Source organism: Paenibacillus sp. J31R120, assembly GCF_056269225.1.
In genome coordinates this window covers 399,146-421,180 of record NZ_JBWDNN010000005.1, presented here as the reverse complement: position 1 = coordinate 421,180, position 22,035 = coordinate 399,146, and the positions used below count along the sequence as shown (strand labels likewise).

Genomic DNA, 22,035 nt, shown 5'->3' with positions numbered 1-22,035 from the left:
CCCCTCGTTATTCATCATTTGAAGTGTATGAACCCCATACTGTCTATGCTATTATAAAGCTTAAACGTATAGAGAGACTAGAGAGAAGATCGAGGGATGGGCATGCGAGAGTGGGGACTAGCGTTTAACCGTTATTTTGAAAAGTGGATGTTTCTGATTATTCCAGGGTCGCTTGTACTTGGATTTCTATTTGCCGATATGCTCAGCCCGATGGTTCACGCTGTGCCGTATTTATTTGCATTCGTGACGCTAACGATGGCGCTTGGCTGCGGTCTGGGCGAGCTTGGCGGTGTGCTGAAGAGGCCTGGCATTATGGGGCTGACTTTGATCCTTGCCCATTTGGTATCGCCTGTAGCGGCTTATCTGGGCGGCTCGGCTTTGTTCGGTGCTGATTCGCCTTACGTGGTCGGGCTTGTGCTCTTCACCATTATTCCGCTTGGCGTATCAACCGTGTTGTGGGTCAGCATGTCCGGCGGCAGCGTGCCGCTTGTGCTGGCGCTTGTCGTGCTGGATTCGCTGCTTAGCCCGCTTGTGGTGCCTGCCGCAATTCATCTTTTCTTCGGAACGTCGGCACATATAGACGCCGGTCCGATTATGCTGGACCTCGTCGTCCTGATTGTGGTGCCGACGGTGATCGGGGTCGCGCTGAACGAATGGTCCAAAGGCAAGATGCAGGGGCAGACGAAGCCGTATACGGCGCCTCTATCGAAGCTCTGCTTCGTAGGTGTCGTATCCTTGAATGCGGCGGCAATCTCGCCGTATGTCGATCAGCTAAAGCAGGATATGCTCGTGCTGGTGCCGGCCGTCATCGCGCTTGTCGGACTCTGTTATGCATTTGGGTTTATGGGTACGGCTTTTCTGCGCGACAGCAAGCTGCAGATCACGGTCTCCTATGCGACAGGCATGCGCAATATTTCGCTTGGCATTGTACTCGCGCTGGGTTACTTCAGCCCGCTGGCCGCCGTGCCGGTCGTTCTGTCCATTCTTGTGCAGCAGCCGCTGGCTACCGTACATCATTATGTTTTACAAAAACTTAATAAAGATAAGACTGGCGTAAGCGGCAGCGCGCATGTAGGATAAACGATGGATAGTTGAATGTGAAGGAGCAAAAACGGGATGAACAGCTTTCGTACGAGACTTACGTTCATTATGATATCGATGATTGCCATATCCGTCTTTGCGGCGGGCATGCTTATGATGAAGACGTTCAAAGAAAATCATATAAATGCGCTGGAAGACAACATGGTGCGGCAGATGAAGGTGATCGCCGCCAAGATGGATTGGCATAAAGGCGACGACCTGGGATCCATGACCTCCTATTATACGTCGGAAGCGAAGGAACTGAAGACGTATACGGACGCAAGGGTCACCTTCATTCGCAGTGATGGCGTTGTCGTAGGCGATTCGGATTACGATGCCTCGAAGATGGACAACCATCTGGATCGGGAAGAGGTCATCGACGCCTATAAGAAAGGAACGGGCCGCGCGGTTCGTCCCAGCGAGACCATGAACCAGAATATGATCTATGTCGCCATTCCGGTGGAGATCAAGACAGGCCAGGAGCCTTACGTATTGCGGCTTGCCATGAGCCTGCAAGAGGTCGATCAAAGCATCGGCAGACTGACGATGGTGCTGATCGGCGGACTGCTTATCCTGTTCGTCATCGCGGCGTTGATCAGCTACCGGATTGCGCAGAGCCTGACGGGACCGCTGGAGCAAATTACGAAGGTTGCGAAGCGCATTAAGAATATGGATTACCGTGCGCGAGTAAAAGTCAGAAAGCATGACGAGATCGGCGAGCTGGGGACGGCCATTAATGCGATGGCGGACAGCCTGCAAGTGCAGATGACGCGCATTAAGCAAAATGAAAGCCAACTGGAGAGCGTCCTCGCGAACATGATTAACGGCGTCGTGATGATCGATGCCAAGGGCCAGATTCTGCTGATGAACCGCCGCGCGGAGGAAGTGCTGGGCTTCTCGGCAAGGGAGCTGGTAGGCAGGCACTTCACGGAAGCGAAGCAGCAGTACGAGCTGGCGCAGATTATACAGGAGGCGCTGGATACACGCAGGCATCTGCGGGAGGAGATTACCTTCTACTTCCCGGAGGAGAGACTGCTGGAGCTTAATCTGGTGCCGATCAGCCAGAGCGGCCCCGGCGAATTCGGAGGGGTGCTGCTTGTGCTGCAGGACGTATCCGCCATTCGCCGGCTGGAGCGGATGAGAAGCGAGTTTGTCGCCAACGTATCTCATGAGCTGAAGACGCCGATCGCGGCGGTGAAGGGCTTTGCGGAGACGTTGCTTGGCGGCGCGGTGAAGGACGAGGAGACGGCGAAGTCCTTCCTGCAGATTATATTCGACGAGAGTGAGCGGCTGAACCGGCTTATCGGGGACATCCTGGAGCTGTCCAAGATTGAATCGCGCCGCGTGCCGCTGTATTTCTCTCCGGTCGAGATGGAGAGCTTTGTTGCCAAGACATTTACGCTGCTGGAGCCTGAGGCAAGGCGCAAAAATATTCAGCTGAGCCACAGCATTGAGACGGGGCTCTTTGTTGAAGCAGATGAGGATCGCCTCCGTCAAATCATGATGAACCTGCTCTCCAACGGCATTAACTACACGCCTGACGGCGGGCGGGTGAGCGTCTCCGTGCTTGCATCGGATCAGGACCATATCCGCATTCAGATTACAGATACGGGCATCGGCATACCGAAGAAGGACCTGCCGCGCATATTCGAGCGCTTCTACCGTGTCGACAAGGCCAGGTCGCGGAGCTCAGGCGGCACCGGTCTTGGCTTGTCCATCGTGAAGCATCTGGTCGAGCTGCATAAAGGTACGTTGTCCGTGACGAGTACGGTTGGGGTGGGGACGACGTTCACGATAGAATTGCCAGTGATTCAATAAAAAGGTTTACCTATTTTTCATAAAACCATGGTAAACTAAGGATGATTCATCTTGAAGTGAGGAAGACGGACCATGCGTCCGATTCCCAAGGTTGGAGGTCAATATGTCGCATAAAGTGCTAGTAATTGAAGACGAACCGACGCTCGCAAGGCTGTTGTCGTACAACTTGACGCAAGAGGGGTACGAGACGACGGTTATCGACCATGGCGGCGAAGGCTTGCAGACGGCGCTGCAGCGGAGCTTCGATCTTATTATTCTTGATATTATGCTGCCCGGCTTGAACGGATTCGAAGTGCTTAACCGGCTTCGCCAGAATGGCGTGCGTACGCCCGTTATCATTCTTACCGCGCGGAATGCGGAGGAAGAGGTCGTACAAGGGCTGAAGCATGGAGCAGATGATTATATTACGAAGCCGTTCGGCGTAGCAGAGCTGCTTGCGCGCGTATCGGCCGTCCTGAGACGGACACAGCAAGACGACGCCCCGCCGGTGGCGACGAACGAGAAAGTGATTACGGTCGGAGAGCTGTCGATTTACCCGGAGAAGTACGAGGTGATCGTAGGCGGAGAGCCGATTCCGCTCAGACCGAAGGAATTCGAGGTGCTGCTCTATCTGGTGCAGCGGCCGGGCATGGTCATTACCCGCGACGACCTGATGAATGTCGTCTGGGGCTTCGATTATATCGGCGGCCAGCGTACGGTTGACGTTCATGTCAGCTCACTAAGGAAGAAGCTGGAGCTGGGACAGCAATCTGTACAGATCGAATCGATACGCGGTGTCGGCTATAAGCTGGTGATGCCGAAAAAGCTCGCAACCCCTAAAGGATAGGGATGCGAGCTTTTTTCATGCCTGCATGTTGATTTAAGGCCGCTGCCACGCAAGCATCTTCCGCTGGAATTGCTTGGGCGAGCAGTCGTTGTATTTCTTGAACATCTTGTAGAAATGCGCCATATTCGGCATGCCAATCTTCTCGCCAACTTCGGAAATGCTGAGATCCTTGGTCAGCAGAATGCGCTCCGCCCACTTTACTTTCCGGTAATTGACGTATTCGGTGAAGGAGAGGCCGATTGTTTTTTTAAAATATTTGACGAAATAGTAATAGCTCATGTTGGCGATCTTGCATACTTCTTCGACCTGAATCCGGTCGGTCAGGTGGTTCTCGACGTAATCGAGCACGGGCTTCAGCCGGATCTTCTCGAAGTTGTCCTGCTCGACGAGCATCTTGCGCGTATCGCCGCGCAGCAGCAGCAGCAGGATCTGCTTGATCAGAATGCTGACGGCAAGCTCGTAGCCGGTGTCCTTGCGCTTGACTTCCTCCAGGATGCCCTCAATGCATGCTGACGTCTGCTTCTTAATCTCCTCATTTTCCCGGAAAATATAATTCGCTTTGCTAAGCGGCGTGTGCGTCTCCGAGAAATATCGCATATAGGGAATGGAGCTATGATCGAAGAACTGCTCCAGATCGAACTGGAGGACGATATAATCCAGCACTTTGCTGCTTCGGTCGCGATGAAGCTCTGAATCGCCGATAATGACGACTTCTCCCGGCTCCAGATGATAGCTGTCCTCTTCCAGATAGACGTCTAGCTGACCCTCCATAATGAGCAGCAGCTCAAGCTGCTTATGGTAATGCCAATTCGTAAAACCGCCTTCATCTCTGAGCGTTCGGAATATGCGAATGGACAGCAGCGGATTCTCATATACGACTTTTTCGTTGATTGCCTCCATTTTTTGGGCGCCTCCCTCAACGTTCTGATCTGCGAATAATTTGATTAATCACTTCAGAGAATACAAGTCCGATCGCAATGGCGCCGGATATCATGAAGGCTTTCACCGCTAGCTGTACGGCCGTATCGTATTGATCCTCGACGACATGGCGCATCGCGTCGTAAGCCAGTCCGCCCGGTACAAGCGGGATAATGCCGGATACGCTGAATAAAATGATCGGGGTTTTGTTCAGCTTGGAGAACCACTGGCTAAGCACCGTCACTAGAAAAGCGGCAATCAGCGTAGCGGGTATCGCATCGAGATTCAGCTCGATTCCGACCACGTAGACGATCCAGCCGGCCATGCCCACTGCGCCGCAATGGGGCAGCAAGCGCATCGGCACATTGAATACGAAGCCGAAGGCGGCCGATGCGATAAAGCTGGTTATAATTTGGGCAACGATGTACATGAGCGCTTAGCTCCCTTGTGCGAGTTCTCATTTAATTAAACGTTAAGACGGTTGCGATGCCGGCCCCGATGGCGAAAGCCGTTAGAAAGGCCTCTGCTCCCTTCGATAACCCTGACACCAGATGTCCGGCCATCAGGTCGCGTACGGCGTTCGTAATATGAAGGCCGGGGACAAGCGGCATGACGGAACCGATGATGATTTTGTCCAGATCTGTTCCGAGGCCGAAGTGGACGGCCAGAGATGCTGATGCCCCGATCATAATCGCTGTCAGAAATTCCGCAAAAAATTTGATCGGAACGAAATGATGGATAATCAGAAAAAATAAATACCCAAGGCCGCCGATCATCGCCACCGGCAGGAAGTCTGTCCAGCTGCCCTGGAACATGATCAGGAAGCAGCCGCTCGCGATCGATGCGGCCAGCACCTTGTACACATTCCGGTAAGCATTCGGGGTACGGTCGATATCCTCCAGCAGCCGGAAGGCTTCCTCCACGGGAAGGTTGCCGCCGCTGATCCGTCTGGATATGTCGTTCACCATCGATACCTTGAGCAGATTGTTGTTGCGTTCCGAGATCCGATAGAGCCGTGTAACATGTGAGGCTCCGTCAATCGCGAAGATAAGTCCTGTCGGCGTGACGAAGCTATGCGAGCTTTCGATACCGTACGCGGCTGCGATGCGGACCATCGTATCTTCAACGCGATAAGTTTCTCCTCCATTTTGAAGGATGATTTTGCCTGCAAGCAGACAGGTTTGGGTAATGAGATCGACTTGGGATTTGGGTATCCCCGCATTCAAGCTTTCGTTCTCGATTGGGATCGGATTGTCCGACATCGTATGATCATTCCCTCTAATCGTGTTCGGTGTCCAAGTCGGCTCTTACTTGGAGGTCTGTGTGCGGAATTCCGTACGGATGCGCTCTAGCAGCTCGGGACTTGACGCTACATCATAAGCGGTACCCGCTAGCATCTTCGCGCCGAAGATCATGCCGTCCAGCGCACGCTCGGTCATCGCGGCGTCGCGGAACGCTTCCGTATGCAGCAGATACCTCTCGTCCACCACTTTCACGTATGGATGAATAGCGGGACAACGCACAGATACATTGCCGAGATCCAGGGAGCCGTTGTCCTTGCCGGACTCGATCTCCTCCGGAGCAAGGCCGGCTTCGATGAGATTCGCATTGAATTGATTAGACAGCGTCTCATTCGTGAGCAGCTCGTCATAAGAGTATTCATAATTGCTCATCTTAAGCGTCGTTCCTGTTGCCAACGCCGCCGCTTCGGCAATACGTCTCACTTTGGCTGTCAGTTCATTCGTATAGTCGCGGTTGGCTGACCGCACATAGAACTTGGCCGAAGCGTAATCCGGAATAATGTTAGGCGCTTTGCCGCCATTGTCGATAATGCCGTGGATGCGCGCATGGCTCCTTGTCTGCTGGCGAAGCGCATTCACATTGTGGAACAGCGACAGCACGGCGTCCAGGGCGTTCACGCCTTCATATGGGCTGGCTGCGGCGTGAGCGGCTACACCTGTATATTCGAACTGGATGGCGTCGAGCGCAAGCGATTCGCCGGAGCGTTCGTAGGAATGATAGGGATGCGCCATCAGGGCTATGTCGCAATCGTCGAACAAACCCGCCTCCGCCATCGGTACTTTAGCGCCTTTCGTTTCTTCTGCTGGTGTTCCGTATACCCGAATCTTGCCGCCAAGCTCGTCAATGACGGATTTCAGGCCGACAGCCGCAATCATGCTCATGGAGCAGATCAGATGATGCCCGCAGGCATGGCCGATCTCGGGTAAGGCGTCATATTCGCAAAGAAAAGCGATAGTCGGCCCCTGCTTGTCGGAATCGTATTCCCCGATAAAGGCGGTCGGGATGCCCAGCGTGCCTCGCTCAACCTTGAAGCCTTGCCGCTCCAGCTCCTCGCTTAATAAGCCGGAAGCAAATATCTCCTCATGCCCCAGCTCCGGCCGGCTGCCGATCGCACGGGAAATGGCGCGGAACGTATCCGCGTGCTGCTCTATCGTGTCCATTACGGTTTGTTTGGTCGTCATCATGTATTCCTCCATTGTCGCGTCTTTCCTTAAAGCCTATTTCCTCGATACTTAGTTTATCATATTGCCTAAGGATTCGATATGCTCGCAGTTATTTCGGAAAAGTAAGACATTTAACATTGCGTTTACATCTCCATTAAACCGGGATGATGCTAAGGTCCTATAGTGTACCCAGAGAAGATAGGACAGGAGAGTGAATCCATGACAATCGAATTACTGGATCAACGAGCTGAGGGTGCTGGCGCTATTGCGGCAGAAGCCAAGAAAACATCCACCCCTATCCAAAAGACGGAATCCATGAAGGCTCCGAAAGAGGACCGTTCCGCAAAAACATCCCGGGCTGCGTCTGTGCCGGCGGCAATGGCTGAGGTTCGGCTGGATGATTTTCTCCAAGAAGCGCCGACGGCTTACGAGGAACACACATGCAGAGAGGTCATGGGCATCTTCAAGCAGCATCCCGCTACGGAATGTGTGGTGATCTGCGGCAGGGACTGGAGTGTAAAAGGGCTTATGATGAGGAACCGCTTTTTCTTGAAGCTTGGGAGCCGGTACAGCGCAGACTTGTATTATGAGAAATCGATTGTCGCCTTGATGGATTCTGCGCCGCTCGTCGTGGAGGCGAGCAGTGCGCCTCAGCATATTATCGATCAGGCGCTAAGCCGCGATGAGAGCGTATTGTATGATTGCGTCATTGTATCGAGAAACGGACGATTTGCCGGTATTTTGACGGTGGGCCATTTGCTCGGCTTGTCCAGAAAGCTGCAGGAGCAGTCGGTCCAAAGCCAGCTTCGGACGATCGAGTCGGTCGAGCGGCGCATGCAGGACATACAAGCTGCCATTCAAAGCGTGCGCCAATCGACGGCACAGGGCGAATCGCTCTCCGCGGATATGGTGGATTTGACGTTAAGCGGCAAGACTGCGCTGGATAGCGTTACCCATACATTCGGAAGCATGGCGGACGCCTCGCGGCTGCAAGAGGAGAAGATGAAGGAGCTGCAGGCGGAAGCCGGCTCGATCAGCAAAGTTTCAGGGCTAATCAAAGAGCTTGCGGATCAGAGCAATCTGCTGGCACTGAACGCATCTATTGAAGCGGCAAGAGCCGGAGAGCACGGACGGGGATTCGCGGTAGTGGCCGGGGAAGTGATGAATCTGGCCAATCAGACCAAGAAGTCGGCGCTTGACATTACGACGCTGACCAAGACGATCTTGGACGCCATCGGCCATACGGCGAGTCTGGCCCAGGCGGGGCGCAATGAGACGGTAAGCAGCGAGCTGCAAGTAAAGGCGGCGGAGGGTGCGTTCGGTTCTTTGTTCCAGGTTGCGGCGAGAAACCGGGACAGCGCAAAGCAAATCGAATATTTGACGGAACAGGCTTATCGGCAGGCAGAGCAGGCATCGCAGGAGCTTGATCAATTGCGCAAGTCGACATTTAACACTACGTTAACATAAAGGAAACACGCGATTTACATTGCGAAAGTATGATAGAGAGCGAACTAGAATCGCTTTTATACGCATAATGGCTGTTAACGATAAAGCTTGCCAGCATCTGATGTGCCAGCTGCTTCGCAGATGCAGGGGCATCTTGCGAATCGACCGAAGGGGGATTACGGCTTGAAAACATTAATTAACATCAATCGTCTCAACTTATATTATACCCAGTTCCATGCGCTTAAGGATGTCTCGCTTACGATACCGGAGAAGGCGATTACGGCATTCATCGGACCGTCCGGCTGCGGGAAGTCCACACTGCTTCGTACGCTGAACCGGATGAATGACATGATACCGGGCACGCGCATTGAGGGCGAGCTGCTCATTAACGGAGAGAACATCTACTCATCCGAGGTGGAAGTGGAGACGTTGAGAAGAAAGATCGGCATGGTGTTTCAGCAGCCTAATCCGTTCCCGAAGTCGATCTATGACAACGTCGCCTACGGTCCGCGGCTTCATGGCAAGCATAGCAAGAAGGAACTGGATGAGATTGTGGAGACAAGCTTGAAGTCGGCTGCGCTCTGGAACGAAGTGAAGGATAACTTGAAGCGGTCCGCACTCGGGTTGTCGGGCGGCCAGCAGCAGCGCTTGTGCATTGCTCGAGCCATTGCAGTGAATCCCGACATTCTGCTGATGGATGAAGCAACTTCCGCGCTTGACCCGATCTCGACGCTGAAGATCGAGGAGCTGGCGCAGGAGCTGAAGGACAAATATACGATTGTGATGGTTACGCACAACATGCATCAGGCGGCCAGGGTATCGCATCAAACGGTATTTTTCTTGAATGGCGAGGTCGTGGAATATGCGGAGACGGAGAAGCTGTTCTCGAATCCGACAGATCAGCGCACCGAGGACTACATTACGGGACGGTTCGGCTAAGGGAATAATCATCAATGGACGATTGGGGAGGCAGGCACGATTATGATGACGATGAGAAAAGAATTCGACCAGGGGCTGGAGAAGCTTCATCAACTCATTATCGAGATGGGGAGCTTCGTAGAGAGCGCTCTTGCGGATTCGATGGAAGCGCTGAAGACGATCGACGTAGCTCGCGCGAAAGAAATGATTGCGAATGATCCAACGCTTAATCAAATGGAGGATCAAATTATGGAGATCGGCTCCAAGCTGATTGCCACCCAGCAGCCGGTAGCCAAGGACTTGCGCCGCATTCTGGCTGCATTCCGCATCGCGAGCGACCTTGAGCGCATGGGCGACCTGGCAGTGGATGTTGCCAAAGTCGTGCTCAGGCTGGAAGGCCAAGAGTTGATCAAGCCGCTGATCGATCTGCCTCGCATGGCCGAGATCGTACAGCAAATGACATACGAATCGATCCAGTCCTTCGTTCAGGAGAATGTGGATCTCGCTTATAAAATGTCTAAGGACGATGACCAGGTAGATGCGCTGTACGGTCAAATCACACGCGAGCTGTACTCGCTCATGATGGAGAATCCGCGCAACATTACGCAGTCCTCGCTGCTCAGCTTCGTTGGGCGCTATCTGGAGAGATTCGGCGATCATGCGACGAACATCGGAGAAAGCGTCGTCTACCTCGTAACCGGATCGCGACCTGATCTGAATGTATAATCTGTCAATCCGAACTGAATAAAGGTTAGATGATAAGATGGCGGTGCAAGGAATGGATTCCTTCACGGCCATTTTTCAATTGACGCAAATCTCGAAGCCGGATATCCGGCTTTTTTTTATGATAATTCAGGGGAGACGGTATTAATCAGAAAAGGAAGCTATGCGCCGAATGAAGAAAAGGCCCTCGGGGCCGGAATCACCTGTAACAGAGCAGGGGAGAACCGGTCCCAAAGGCATCCGCAGCGTCAACACTGTTACTGGAAGGCTGCCGTGAAATGCGAGGCATACGTATATATGCCTGCCTGGAAGGTCACTTTGTACGTCCCTTGCGGCAGATTATGCAGCACGGCATAGGAGCCGTTATTTTGATGATACAAGATATCGCCGTTAGGCGCTTGAATATACAGGGACCAAGATGCCGGTACATAGGCTTCCGGGAACGGATAGCTTGCGGTTCCTACTGCGCTGACCACGAGTGTGCCGGAACCGGTCACCAGCTCATAGAAGCCATAGGCAGGAGGCGGCAGCGGAATCCGCGCTGCGGATGCACTAAGAACAGGAAGCAGCGCCATTAATAAAGCGGACAAGACCATAATGGATATCGCTTTTTTCCTTAACATGCAAGCACCTCTTTCGAATAGATTGGTTTTGATCGCAGCGTGCGAGAAATCAATTTTTGCATGATGCCTCGCATTATAGAAAACGCTTACACAGAATTTGAAAGCTTAGGGGTTGCTTGGGAGAATAAGACATTTATTCAAAAACATGAATAGCAACGATTCTTCGTCACTGGAATACTGCCGAGAAATAGGAGCAGTACGTATGCACATTGCCTGCCTGGAAAGTGATTTTGTACGTTCCATATGGAAGATTGTCCAGCACAACGTAAGAACCTTGATTCTGGCTGTACAGGACATCTCCGTTAGGAGCTTGAACCGTTAACGTCCACCATGCCGGAACACCGACAGCTTCCGGATGCGGATGGCTTGCTTCCCCTATAACGCCGACCACGAGCTTGCCGGAGCCAGTGACGAGTTCATAGAATCCATAGGCAGGCGGCGTCAGCGGGTAACGCGTTCCTGCATTAACCTGAAGCACAGGAAGCAAAGCCATCAATATAGCGGAGAAAATCATAACGGTTATTGCTTTTTTTCTCAATCTCAACATCATTACACAACCCTTCATCTTAAAATGGTATGAATCGTATGGGCATGCAAGCCTCTCTAGTACTCGATTCCCCCCCCTTTATCGAGAAATAAATCGCTTACATAGAACCATTTTAAGAGAATTAGTACAATTTGTAAATATAGGATATGAAAAGAATAAATGTTTCGAATTTCTAAGTTGAGATAGATTGCGAGAGCCATGCAAAATGGCCGATTATGATACAGGCTCCGGTGACAGCAAACGTGTTATGGAGACAATCAGTTCCTGATCCCAGTAGTGACGGGACCAGCTCGCAACCAGTTTCCAGGACGGAACATCGCCCCATAGCGGCGATATGGCATAACGGCCATCGAGGGGAACGAGACATTCGGGCAGGAGAGCGAGCGACTCGGCATCGGCAAGATGATTCAAAATAAGCTCGACGCTTCCGTAAGAGATGCCGGTATGGAAGTAGTGGTTTTCGCTTTGGCTCCATTGGGCGATGCATTGTTGTACGGAGACGTCAGCCAGTTCAACCGTCTCTGCCTTATCGCTCAGCATGTCCGACGACAAGACGCCGCCTCCGGCCCCAATCAATGGATGCGCGCTTGCGCCGACAAGCTTCAAGGTCGCGCTGCTTATTGCTTGGTGGCGGTAATTGCCGCTATCTCCATGGATACGATCTTCTCCGCATAAAACAAGATCTACCGTCCCTTGCTCCAGCTTATCGAACAGCTCCTCGCGCTCATGCACGGCTACGGAAATGTTGGCGATTTCGCGCAGCGGCTGAAGCTGCCGCAAAGCCGAGGAATAAGCCATATACGCAGCGGCGCTGTTGCTGCAGCCGATGATGAAGCGTTTGCGCTTGCTCTCGTGCATGACGGACAGGCGGGTCATGGCTTCATCGTACAACGCCGTTATTTGCAGGGCATAATTCAGCAGCATCTTGCCGCTTGGTGTCAGGAGCACTTTGCCGGTGCGGGACTCGAACAGCTTGACGCCCCATTCCTCCTCCATTTTTTTCATATGAAAGCTGATGGTAGGCTGTTTGAGCTCCAGCGCATTGGCCACAGCGGTGATCTGTTTGTACCGATCTATGTAGACGATTAACTTCATTTTTAACAAACTCATAAGCTTCCTCCAAGATCATTAGTTTTATCTATATTATAACCATAGACATAGATGGATTCTATAATATTTAATTGTTAATTTTACAAACAGAAAACATTAGGATAATAGCGCCGCTCTACAATAAGTCTTGTAAACAAAACTAAACAGGTAGTGAGAGGGGAAACTAGGAAATGAAGAAGACGGTCATGTTGATTATGGCAATGGTATTGACATTCACACTGGCAGCATGCGGACAAAACACTAACAATGGAGGAAATGCAAGCACGCCTCCAGCGACAAATAACGCAGGCAATGCATCCACTGAGCCATCCACTGAACCTACTCCAGATACCAAATTGGAAGGTTCGATTCTAGCAACAGGCTCCTCGGCTCTTCAGCCTCTGGTAGACCAAGCATCGAAAGCATTCATGGATGCGAACAGCGGCGTAACGATCCAAGTACAAGGCGGGGGCAGCGGCACAGGCCTGACGCAAGTATCCGAAGGCCAAGCGGACATCGGCAACTCTGACGTATACGCAGAAGAGAAGCTTGACGCTGACAAATCTGCAGAGCTGATCGACCACCAAGTTGCAGTCGTTGCAATGGCAGCTGTGGTAAACCCTAAAGTGAACGTCGATACACTGACCAAACAACAACTGATTGACATCTTCACAGGCAAAGTAACGAACTGGAAAGAGCTTGGCGGCGATGACCAAAAAATCGTGATCGTTAACCGTCCAGCAAGCTCCGGCACTCGCGCTACTTTTGAAAAATATGCACTTGGCACAAAAACAGACGACCTGCAAGGCTCCATCCAAGAGGATTCCTCCGGTACTGTTCGTAAAATTATCGGCGAAACACCAGGCGCTATCGGATATCTTGCCCTGTCTTACCTGGATGATTCCATCAAAACGATTGCTTACGAAGGCGTAGCAGCTAACGAAGAGAACGTAGCGAACGGCACGTATCCGGTATGGGCTTACGAGCACATGTACACGAAAGGCGAGCCTAGCGCAGTAGTGAAAGCTTTCCTGGACTACATGATGACGGACGAAGTTCAAGACGGCGCAGTCGTTGAGCTTGGCTACATCCCAGCGAAAAACATGCAAGTTGTACGCGATATCGAAGGCAACATCACAAAAAAATAAGATAGATTCCCATCCTAAGCACGAAAGAGGCGGACAACCGATCTGCCTCTTTCAAGCTCTGTAGAGGAGATTCATATGGCCCAGACTACTACCGATAAAAAAATATCAGCCAACAATCATTTTGCAGAAGAATGGGTCGGGCGCATTTATACGACCTTATGCGTACTGGTTCTCGTAACAACGATTGTTGCGATGGTGTACTTTGTAGCATCCAGAGGTCTCAGCACCTTTTTTAAAAATGATGTAAATGTGCTTGATCTGTTAACCGGGCTGAAATGGAGTCCAGAGGGCGAACCTCCATTGTTCGGAGCCTTGCCGTTCATCTTCGGTTCCTTCAGCACGTCTATGCTTGCCGCGCTGATTGCGGCGCCGCTCAGCTTCTGCGCAGCGGTATTCATGATTGAGATTACACCGAAGTTCGGGCGCAAATACTTGCAGCCCGTTATTGAATTGCTTGCGGGCATTCCATCCGTTGTATACGGCTTTATCGGACTTAGTGTAATCGTACCTTTCTTCAGGGACGTATTCCCTGGACAGGGTGTCGGCATCGCCGCAGGTGCTCTAGTCCTGTCCATAATGATTCTACCAACGATGACTACAGTTGCTACGGATGCCCTTGCGTCGCTGCCTTCAGGCCTTAAGGAAGGTTCGTACGCGCTTGGCGCTACCCGTTGGCAAACGATATATCGGGTTGTGCTGCCGACGACACTGCCATCGCTGATGACTGGCGTCGTGCTTGGCTTGGCCAGAGCGTTCGGCGAGGCGCTCGCCGTTCAGATGGTTATCGGCAACGCGCCGTTCATCCCGCGCGGACTGTTCGAATCCGCTTCGACGCTAACGAGCGCTATTACGCTCAGCATGGGCAATACGGTCAGCGGTTCGGCGCATAACAATGCCCTTTGGTCCTTGGCGCTCATCTTGATGGTCATGACCTTCGTCTTCGTCTTTATCGTACGCTGGCTGGAAAAGAGGTCGAAATTATGATGAAACCCAAAACAGTAGACAAGATCGCCACAGCCGTCATTATCGGCGTTGCGGGATTGATCGTGCTTGTACTTGCCGGCTTGCTTGGCTTTATCATGGTGCGCGGCCTCGGGCATCTCAGCTTTGACTTTCTTACGTCGCCTCCGGAGTCGATCCGTGCAGGCGGGGGCATCGGTCCCCAATTGTTCAACTCGCTGTTCCTGCTTGTACTAACCATGATTATTACGGTACCGCTTGGTATAGGCGCAGGCATCTACATGAGCGAATATGCCAAAGCGAACAAAATTACAGACTTTATCCGCCTCGTCGTGGAAGTATTATCTTCTTTCCCTTCGATCGTTGTTGGTTTGTTCGGCCTGCTCATGCTGGTTAACTATTTCGGCCTCGGCTTCTCGCTATTCGCAGGCGCCTTGGCGCTGACAATCTTCAACCTGCCGCTGATGGTGCGGATTACGGAGCAGGGCCTGAAGAGCGTACCGCGCGAGCAGAAGGAAGCGGCGCTGGCGCTTGGCCTCACCAAGTGGAAGACGATTACGTCGATCATGCTGCCGATCGCGCTGCCGATTATCGTATCCGGTACGATCCTGGCAGCTGGCCGCGTATTCGGCGAAGCGGCTGCGCTGCTCTTCACGGCAGGCATGAGCTCGCCGCGGCTTGACTTCTCGGATTGGAACCCGCTTAGCCCGGTGTCTCCGCTGAATCCGTTCCGTCCTGCCGAGACGCTGGCCGTTCATATCTGGAAGATCAATTCCGAAGGTCTTGCTCCCGATGCGACGGAGATCGCTGCAGGCGCATCCGCCGTGCTTGTCATTACCGTGCTTCTGTTCAACCTTCTGGCAAGGTGGCTTGGCCGATTCATGTACCGCAAGTTTACCGCTATGAAATAGGAGGCACAGCATATGACTGAAAAAGGGATATCCGTAAAGGATTTGAGCGTATATTACGGCGACAATAAAGCCGTTAAGAATGTCACGATAGATTTCAACAACAAAGACGTCACGGCGCTGATTGGACCGTCCGGCTGCGGGAAGTCGACCTTCCTTCGCACGCTGAACCGGATGAACGATCTGATTCCGAACGCAAGGATGACGGGCGAGATTTGGATTGGCGATGAGGATATCAACCATCCGAAGACGGATGTCGTCCTGCTTCGCCGCCGGATCGGCATGGTCTGGCAGCGCCCCAATCCGTTCCACAAGTCGATCTATGAGAATATCGCCTTCGGTCCACGTTATCACGGCTTGAAGAACAAGAGTCAGCTGGACGATCTCGTGGAGGAGTCGCTGCGCAAGGCAGCTTTGTGGGAGGAAACGAAGGACAGACTGCATACTTCCGCGCTGAAGCTGTCGGGCGGACAGCAGCAGCGTCTGTGCATCGCGCGTTCCATCGCGGTGAAGCCCGATATTATTCTGATGGATGAGCCGGCATCGGCGCTCGACCCGGTATCGACCTCCAAGGTGGAGGAGCTGATCTCCGAGCTTAAGCAGGACTATTGCATCGTTATCGTCACGCATAATATGCATCAAGCGGCGCGCGTATCCTCCAAGACCGCCTTCTTCCTCTCAGGCGAGCTGGTGGAGTACGACAATACGGAGACGATGTTCACCAATCCGGTGAAAAAGGAAACAAGCGACTACATCTCGGGACGATTCGGTTAAGCAAGACGGTAATGGGCCATTTATTCAAGACAATTTCCAGCCAGCGGCAAGCGGGCGGGAGGTTGTCTTTTTTTAGGCTTCGCAACAGATGTTGGACCGATGTCTAGGAGAAAAGTCGCGGTTTTTTGCGCAATTTTACGCGGCTCTAACAATTGTATAGATCAATGTTCACAATTATTCGTTATGGTTGGGGTAAGGATTCATTACGATTCATCATTTCTGGCATCGAGGGGATTCGCATGGGCGAGATCGGCTTGGGATTGCTGCATCAAGGAATGATACAGTCCATTCGGAAGCAATGGGCCGCGGGCTGCGGCGTAGCTGTCCTTTATTTGCAGGGGAGTCATGGGTATGATAGGGATTTGCGCGCCATTATGGGCAACGGGCAAGGCGAGGAGAAGCGGGTGTTCTGGAAGCAGCAGCTGGAGCATGATTATTATTACATGCTGCGTATTCCTCCTGATGAGGAATGGAGTCCGCATATAGCGAGGCAATGGACAAGCTCGCTGCGCGAGCGGTTATCTGCTGAAGCGGGGATGCGCGGAGGCGGCGCAGCAGTCGCCGCTTCTGTCGAAATACGGATCGGACTGTGTGTGGCGGCGCCTGCACCAGAGGCGATGACGGAGGCATCCGTCTTTCGCGCCATGCAGGTGGCGAGAGAGCGATCTGCCGCTGAGTCTGGTGAAGGGCTGGGCAGGGATGTTCAGACCCGTTCGGACTCTGGAAGAGCTGTACGGGAAGGAGCTGCTTCTCTTGCGCGTCCCGGCGCACAGACTATCGGGACGCTGGCGGCCCCTATTGCAGCTATTGCGTTTTATGAGCATGTATCCGAGGCATCCCATGTATTTGATACTGACGCACATGTACCTGGTATCGTCGTGGTACGAGACGGAGAGCCGGTAGGACTGCTGATGAGAGAGAAATTGCATCAGATGCTGGCAGGCCAGTATGGACTTCCCTTGTACTGGAACCGGTCTGTCGAACGCATTATGGACAATAAGCCGCTTATTGTGGATGAAGGGATGCCGGTGGAGCGGGTGTCCCAGCTTGCCATGGAGCGGAGCGACTTCCGGCTGTATGATGTCGTCATCATTACGATGAATGGCAAATTGAAGGGAGCAGCTTCCGTCAGGGCGATTCTGGAATGTATGACGGCTCTTCGGACCGAAGAGGCAAGGTCGGCTAACCCGCTTACGGGATTGCCGGGCAATAGCGGCATCCAGTCCGAGCTTGCCAGCCGAATTAGCGGGAAGAAGCCTTTTGCCATGGTATATGGGGATATGGATTTTTTTAAATGGTTCAACGATTGCTTCGGATTCGGGCTGGGAGATGAGCTAATCCGCTACTTGGCTGACTTAATGCGGAGCGTGTTCCGCACCATGGGCGGTTCAGACGTATTCATCGGACATATTGGCGGCGACGATTTTATTGCTCTATGTGATCCGGCCCTGGCCGAGAAGGCTTGCCGCGAGCTGATCGGCTTGTTCGATCAAGGCGTCCGCCAGTTTTATGGCGGTGAAGAAGTGACTGCAATTACGGACCGCAGCGGCCATACAATCGAGCAGGCGGGCGTATCCCTGTCGCTGTCGGTACTCGTATGGGATGGGCAGGCACAAGTGAGCCCAGCCATGATCTCGAAGCAAGCTGCAAGGCTGAAAAAAAGCGCCAAGTCGATGAAAGGCAGTATATGTATGATCGAGCATCTAACGTAAACAGCAGCATAGAGAGGATACGAATCGACGGTGAACATACAGCAGAATGAGACTGGAGCAACAAGAGGCTCGTCTATTCCAGAAGGCTCCGAATATGCGGGCGTGATCTATCTGTCGTGGCAACGATCGGGTGATGGGTTGTATCAAGATGAGGTTGCCCGCCTAAGAGAGCAATGGAGAACGGTTGCGGAGCAAGAGATGCCGTCCGTATTGCGTGATGTGGCGCTAAAGGTGGAATGGTGCTGGCAAAATGATGATTTATTCCTGCGAGCATGGCTTCAAGGCATGGAGCGGTTATGGTGGGAGAGCCTGCTGGAGCAGACTGCCCACGCATCCGTCTGCAAGCTGGAACCATTGATGAGCGCGGAGTATGGCGGAACCAGCCAGCTGAATATCGGTGTCGCTGTACTGGAATGTCGCGGCGCCCAAGGCGATGGAGGATCGATCTGGTACGAAGCGGCCAAGCGTGCGATTCTGCACGGGCAGCAAGAGGGCGATATGAAGCGGCATGCAAGGCGCAGAGTCTTGCGAAGCATAGTGTCGGAGAAGGCGATCTATCCCGTGTATCAGCCGATTGTCTCGCTTGCCGAGGGGGCGGACATCTTCGGCTATGAGGCCTTGACCCGGCTTCACGACAATAGTGTGTTCCGCGGACCGATGGAGCTGTTCCGCTTTGCCGGGGAGGAAGGAGCGGTCTATTCGCTGGACCGGATCGCGAGGGAGCGTGCGATAGACGGCTGCCTGAAGCTTGCGCCTAATCAGAAGCTGTTTATTAATGTCATGGCGCAAATTATGGAGGATCCTTCCTTCTCGCCGGGACGGACACTCAGCTTCCTGGAGCGTCAGCATCTGCAGCCGAATCAGGTCGTATTCGAGATAACAGAACGAAGCTCGATTGAAGATTATCCCGCTGTGAAGAAGGCGCTGCAGCATTACCGCAATCAGGGCTATCAAATCGCCATTGATGATGTGGGAGCGGGTTATTCCTCCTTGCAGTCGATTGTAGAGCTGCGGCCCGATTACTTGAAAGTGGACCGGTCCATCATCCATCACATCCACCAGGATGACGTGAAGGCCCATATTCTACATACGTTACAGGAGGTAGGCGCGAAGCTCGGCGTGCCGCTTATTGCTGAAGGCATTGAACAGGAGGAAGAGCTTGCAGCTTTGGCACGAATGGGCATTCCTTACGCGCAAGGCTATCATCTGGGCAGGCCAGGCCCTTTTCCGGCATAAAAGAAGGGCTTTTTCCAGGCAAGTCAGGTCGACGATGCTTGGGAAGAGCCCATTTTGTGGTATGATAGGGAATAGGATATTTAGCTTTGATGAAACGGGGTGCTTCTTCTTTATATGGATAAATGGATGTTGATTGACGGGAATAGTATTGCATACCGCGCGTTCTTTGCCATGCCGCCGCTGACCAACTCGGCCGGCCAGCATACGAACGCGATTTTTGGCTTTACGACGATGCTGCTGAAGCTGCTGGAGGAACATAAGCCGACGCATGTGCTGGTTGCATTCGACGCAGGCAAGGTGACGTTCCGTCATGAAGGCTATAGCGAATACAAAGGCGGCCGTCAGAAGACGCCGCCTGAGCTGTCGGAGCAATTCCCGGTATTGAAGGACTTGATCACTTCCTTCGGGATTGCTCAGTTCGAGCTGAACGGCTATGAGGCCGACGACATTATCGGCACGCTGACGAAGCAAGCGGATGAGAACGGCGTGAAGACGATCGTTGTGACTGGCGACAAAGATATGCTGCAGCTGTCCTCGGACGGCGTTACCGTGGCCGTGACGCGCAAGGGCGTCAGCGAGGTGGAGCTGTATACGCCGGAGTCAATTCAAGAGAAATACGGCCTCGTGCCGCTCCAGATTATCGATCTGAAGGGGCTTATGGGCGATACGTCCGACAACATTCCCGGCGTACCGGGCGTAGGCGAGAAGACGGCGCTTAAGCTCCTGCATGAATATGCTTCGGTAGAGAATGTGCTCGGCAATCTGGACAAGCTTAAGGGCAAGCTGAAGGAAAATCTGGAGAATCACCAGGACGATGCCATTATGAGCAAAAAGCTGGCGACGATCTTCCGCGAGGTACCGCTGGAGCGAGGCACAGAGGAGCTGCGCTGGAATGGCTACGAAAACGAGAAGCTTGGCGAAGCGTTCCGCAAGCTGGAATTCAAGTCGCTGATCGAGAAGCTGTCCCTCAGCTCGGACAGCGGCGCAACGGAGTCCGAGGCGAAGGCTGCGCTGGCGGAGCTGAACATTACCGTTGTGGCGGAGGGCGATTCCGGTGAGCTGGAGCGGCTGACGAAGGTGCTGCTGGCGTCGGACAAGCATGGCCTCTATATCGAAGCGATTGGCGAGAATCCGCATCACGCAAACCTGCTCGGCTTAGCGGTTGCAACGGAGGATGAAGTGTTTGTCCTGTCTATGGAGACGGTCAAAGGTTCGGGAGAAGACGGCTTCCGCGAATGGCTGGCGGACGAAGGCAAGCCGAAGTATGGCTTCGACACGCATAAGGCGGAGCTGGCGCTGCGCTGGAGCGGCCTTGCGCTTGGCGGCGCGGCATTCGACGTCCAGCTCGCTGCGTACCTGCTCGATCCGACGGATAGCGCGCTGTCTCTAAGCGCAATCCATGACCGCCAAGGACTGAGCGGTGTGCCGTCTGACGAATCCGTCTATGGCAAAGGCGCCAAGTTTAAGGTACCTGACGCTGAGACGCTTCATCGCCATCTGGCGCTGAAGGCGGATGCGGTCAGAAGGCTGGTGCCGATTATGACGGATGAGCTGAAGAACAGAGGCATGAGCAAGCTGTACTTTGATCTGGAGCATCCGCTCTCCCGCGTGCTTGCCGGCATGGAGCATCAAGGCATCAAGGTAGAGAAGGGTGTGCTGGAGGAGCTGGGCAAGGATCTGGAGTCGCAGCTATCCCGTATCATGGGCGAAATCTACACGCTGGCGGGTACGGAGTTCAATATCAACTCGCCAAAGCAGTTGGGCGAGATTCTGTTCGAGAAGCTGGGTCTGCCGGCGAAAAAGAAAACGAAAACGGGCTACTCGACCGACGCGGAAGTATTGGAGGAGCTTGCTCCGTACCATGACATCATTCCGCTGATCCTGCATTTCCGCCAGCTCTCGAAGCTGCAATCCACATACGTGGAAGGCTTGCTGAAGGAAGTTCGCGAGGAAACGGGCAAGGTGCATACGTATTACCGCCAGACGATCGCGGCGACTGGGCGCCTGAGCAGCCAGTTCCCTAACCTGCAGAACATTCCGATCAGGCTGGAGGAAGGCCGTCAAATCCGCAAGGCGTTCGTGCCGTCCGAGCCGGGCTGGACGATTCTGGCAGCCGACTATTCGCAGATCGAGCTGCGTGTACTCGCTCATATCTCCGATGACGAGAACCTGAAGGAAGCGTTCATCCATGATATGGACATTCATACGAAGACAGCGATGGATGTGTTCGGCGTAACGGCGGAACAAGTGGACAGTAATATGCGCCGCTCAGCCAAAGCCGTCAACTTCGGCATCGTATACGGCATCAGCGACTTCGGCTTGTCTCAGAATCTGGGCATTACGCGCAAGGATGCGGCTCAGTTTATCGAGCAGTATTTCAGCGTATTCAAGGGTGTCCGCGATTATATGGACAATATCAAAGCCCAGGCGAAGCGCGATGGCTATGTGACGACGTTGCTGGACCGCCGCCGCTACTTGCCGGAGATCAAGGCTTCTAATTTCAATCTTCGTTCGTTCGCTGAGCGGACGGCGATGAATACACCAATCCAAGGTACCGCCGCCGATATTATCAAGCTGGCGATGGTGCAAATGGATGAAGCGCTGCGCGAGCGCGGCCTGAAGAGCCGCATGCTGCTTCAAGTACATGACGAATTGGTATTCGAGGTACCGCCGGATGAGCTGGAGCTGATGAAGACGCTGCTGCCTGAAGTGATGTCGAATGCGCTTGAACTGGTCGTGCCGCTGAAGGCGGACGTCAGCTTCGGAGATAATTGGTACGAGGCGAAGTAGGGCTGATATAAGGCGAATGAGGCCTGAATGCAGTATAATGGTTGTTGAGGTGAG

20 protein-coding genes are annotated in these 22,035 nt (G+C 53.2%); 13 read left to right on the top strand and 7 right to left on the bottom strand.

From position 1 onward, the window contains the following. Window positions 1-102 precede the first annotated feature (102 nt). From AC0YNW_RS20260 to AC0YNW_RS20250, 3 genes are all read left to right on the top strand, one after another. A complete protein-coding gene (locus AC0YNW_RS20260) occupies window positions 103-1,080 on the top strand; it encodes a bile acid:sodium symporter family protein (RefSeq protein ID WP_475833565.1) in 978 nt (325 codons plus the stop codon). A gap of 36 nt (window positions 1,081-1,116) precedes the next feature. Continuing rightward, on the top strand, window positions 1,117-2,898 hold the full coding sequence (gene pnpS / locus AC0YNW_RS20255) for a two-component system histidine kinase PnpS (RefSeq protein WP_387475488.1): 1,782 nt from the start codon (window positions 1,117-1,119) through the stop codon (window positions 2,896-2,898). A 103-nt stretch (window positions 2,899-3,001) separates the two neighbouring features. Beyond that, window positions 3,002-3,724, top strand: a complete 723-nt coding sequence (locus AC0YNW_RS20250) for a response regulator transcription factor (RefSeq protein WP_387475490.1) — start codon at window positions 3,002-3,004, stop codon at window positions 3,722-3,724. A gap of 33 nt (window positions 3,725-3,757) precedes the next feature. On the opposite strand, the gene AC0YNW_RS20245 is transcribed toward AC0YNW_RS20250, so the two are convergent. Genes AC0YNW_RS20245 through AC0YNW_RS20230 form a run of 4 tightly spaced genes read right to left on the bottom strand, consistent with a single transcriptional unit; the run spans window position 3,758 to window position 7,125 of the window. Further along, window positions 3,758-4,624, bottom strand: coding sequence for an AraC family transcriptional regulator (locus AC0YNW_RS20245; RefSeq protein WP_387475492.1), 867 nt, complete (start codon window positions 4,622-4,624; stop codon window positions 3,758-3,760). 16 nt (window positions 4,625-4,640) lie between these two features. Next, window positions 4,641-5,072 carry a threonine/serine exporter family protein gene (locus tag AC0YNW_RS20240; protein WP_387475494.1) on the bottom strand — a complete coding sequence of 144 codons (432 nt, stop codon included), beginning with the start codon at window positions 5,070-5,072 and terminating at the stop codon, window positions 4,641-4,643. Window positions 5,073-5,103: 31 nt separating this feature from the next. Beyond that, the gene (locus tag AC0YNW_RS20235) at window positions 5,104-5,904 is read right to left on the bottom strand and encodes a threonine/serine exporter family protein (protein WP_475833489.1); all 801 of its coding nucleotides are present in this window, start codon (window positions 5,902-5,904) and stop codon (window positions 5,104-5,106) included. 45 nt (window positions 5,905-5,949) lie between these two features. Beyond that, entirely contained in the window at window positions 5,950-7,125 is a 1,176-nt protein-coding gene (locus AC0YNW_RS20230; protein WP_475833564.1) for a M20 family metallopeptidase, read from the bottom strand. A 201-nt stretch (window positions 7,126-7,326) separates the two neighbouring features. On the opposite strand from AC0YNW_RS20230, the gene AC0YNW_RS20225 reads away from it, so the two are divergent. The 3 genes from AC0YNW_RS20225 (at window position 7,327) to phoU (ending at window position 10,197) form a co-directional block, all read left to right on the top strand. After that, on the top strand, window positions 7,327-8,574 hold the full coding sequence (locus tag AC0YNW_RS20225) for a methyl-accepting chemotaxis protein (RefSeq protein ID WP_475833488.1): 1,248 nt from the start codon (window positions 7,327-7,329) through the stop codon (window positions 8,572-8,574). 162 nt (window positions 8,575-8,736) lie between these two features. Then, window positions 8,737-9,492: a phosphate ABC transporter ATP-binding protein PstB gene (gene pstB, locus AC0YNW_RS20220; RefSeq protein ID WP_475833487.1), complete on the top strand. Its 756-nt coding sequence runs from the start codon at window positions 8,737-8,739 to the stop codon at window positions 9,490-9,492. A gap of 45 nt (window positions 9,493-9,537) precedes the next feature. Beyond that, window positions 9,538-10,197 carry a phosphate signaling complex protein PhoU gene (gene phoU, locus AC0YNW_RS20215; protein ID WP_119802681.1) on the top strand — a complete coding sequence of 220 codons (660 nt, stop codon included), beginning with the start codon at window positions 9,538-9,540 and terminating at the stop codon, window positions 10,195-10,197. 254 nt (window positions 10,198-10,451) lie between these two features. Here the strand turns inward: phoU and AC0YNW_RS20210 are convergent, their stop codons facing one another. The 3 genes from AC0YNW_RS20210 to AC0YNW_RS20200 all read right to left on the bottom strand — a co-directional run bounded on the left by AC0YNW_RS20210 (window position 10,452) and on the right by AC0YNW_RS20200 (window position 12,474). Further along, window positions 10,452-10,817 carry a hypothetical protein gene (locus AC0YNW_RS20210; protein WP_387475500.1) on the bottom strand — a complete coding sequence of 122 codons (366 nt, stop codon included), beginning with the start codon at window positions 10,815-10,817 and terminating at the stop codon, window positions 10,452-10,454. 166 nt (window positions 10,818-10,983) lie between these two features. After that, window positions 10,984-11,367: a hypothetical protein gene (locus AC0YNW_RS20205; RefSeq protein WP_387475502.1), complete on the bottom strand. Its 384-nt coding sequence runs from the start codon at window positions 11,365-11,367 to the stop codon at window positions 10,984-10,986. Between the two features lie 210 nt (window positions 11,368-11,577). Beyond that, complete coding sequence (locus tag AC0YNW_RS20200; protein WP_475833486.1) at window positions 11,578-12,474, bottom strand: LysR family transcriptional regulator; 897 nt, start codon at window positions 12,472-12,474, stop codon at window positions 11,578-11,580. 170 nt (window positions 12,475-12,644) lie between these two features. Between AC0YNW_RS20200 and AC0YNW_RS20195 the strand changes: the two genes are divergently transcribed. The 7 genes from AC0YNW_RS20195 to polA all read left to right on the top strand — a co-directional run bounded on the left by AC0YNW_RS20195 (window position 12,645) and on the right by polA (window position 21,981). Continuing rightward, entirely contained in the window at window positions 12,645-13,601 is a 957-nt protein-coding gene (locus tag AC0YNW_RS20195) for a phosphate ABC transporter substrate-binding protein PstS family protein (RefSeq protein WP_475833485.1), read from the top strand. Window positions 13,602-13,676: 75 nt separating this feature from the next. Beyond that, complete coding sequence (pstC, locus tag AC0YNW_RS20190; protein WP_387475508.1) at window positions 13,677-14,585, top strand: phosphate ABC transporter permease subunit PstC; 909 nt, start codon at window positions 13,677-13,679, stop codon at window positions 14,583-14,585. After that, window positions 14,585-15,472, top strand: coding sequence for a phosphate ABC transporter permease PstA (pstA, locus tag AC0YNW_RS20185; protein WP_475833563.1), 888 nt, complete (start codon window positions 14,585-14,587; stop codon window positions 15,470-15,472). Before pstC ends, pstA begins: the two co-directional genes overlap by 1 nt. Window positions 15,473-15,484: 12 nt before the next feature. Then, entirely contained in the window at window positions 15,485-16,243 is a 759-nt protein-coding gene (pstB, locus tag AC0YNW_RS20180) for a phosphate ABC transporter ATP-binding protein PstB (protein WP_387475510.1), read from the top strand. A gap of 239 nt (window positions 16,244-16,482) precedes the next feature. Continuing rightward, window positions 16,483-17,955: a GGDEF domain-containing protein gene (locus AC0YNW_RS20175; protein WP_475833484.1), complete on the top strand. Its 1,473-nt coding sequence runs from the start codon at window positions 16,483-16,485 to the stop codon at window positions 17,953-17,955. A 30-nt stretch (window positions 17,956-17,985) separates the two neighbouring features. Next, entirely contained in the window at window positions 17,986-19,191 is a 1,206-nt protein-coding gene (locus AC0YNW_RS20170) for an EAL domain-containing protein (RefSeq protein WP_475833483.1), read from the top strand. A 114-nt stretch (window positions 19,192-19,305) separates the two neighbouring features. Then, window positions 19,306-21,981 (top strand): DNA polymerase I, encoded by a 2,676-nt coding sequence (gene polA / locus AC0YNW_RS20165; RefSeq protein ID WP_475833482.1) that lies wholly within the window; start codon window positions 19,306-19,308, stop codon window positions 21,979-21,981. Window positions 21,982-22,035: the final 54 nt, after the last annotated feature.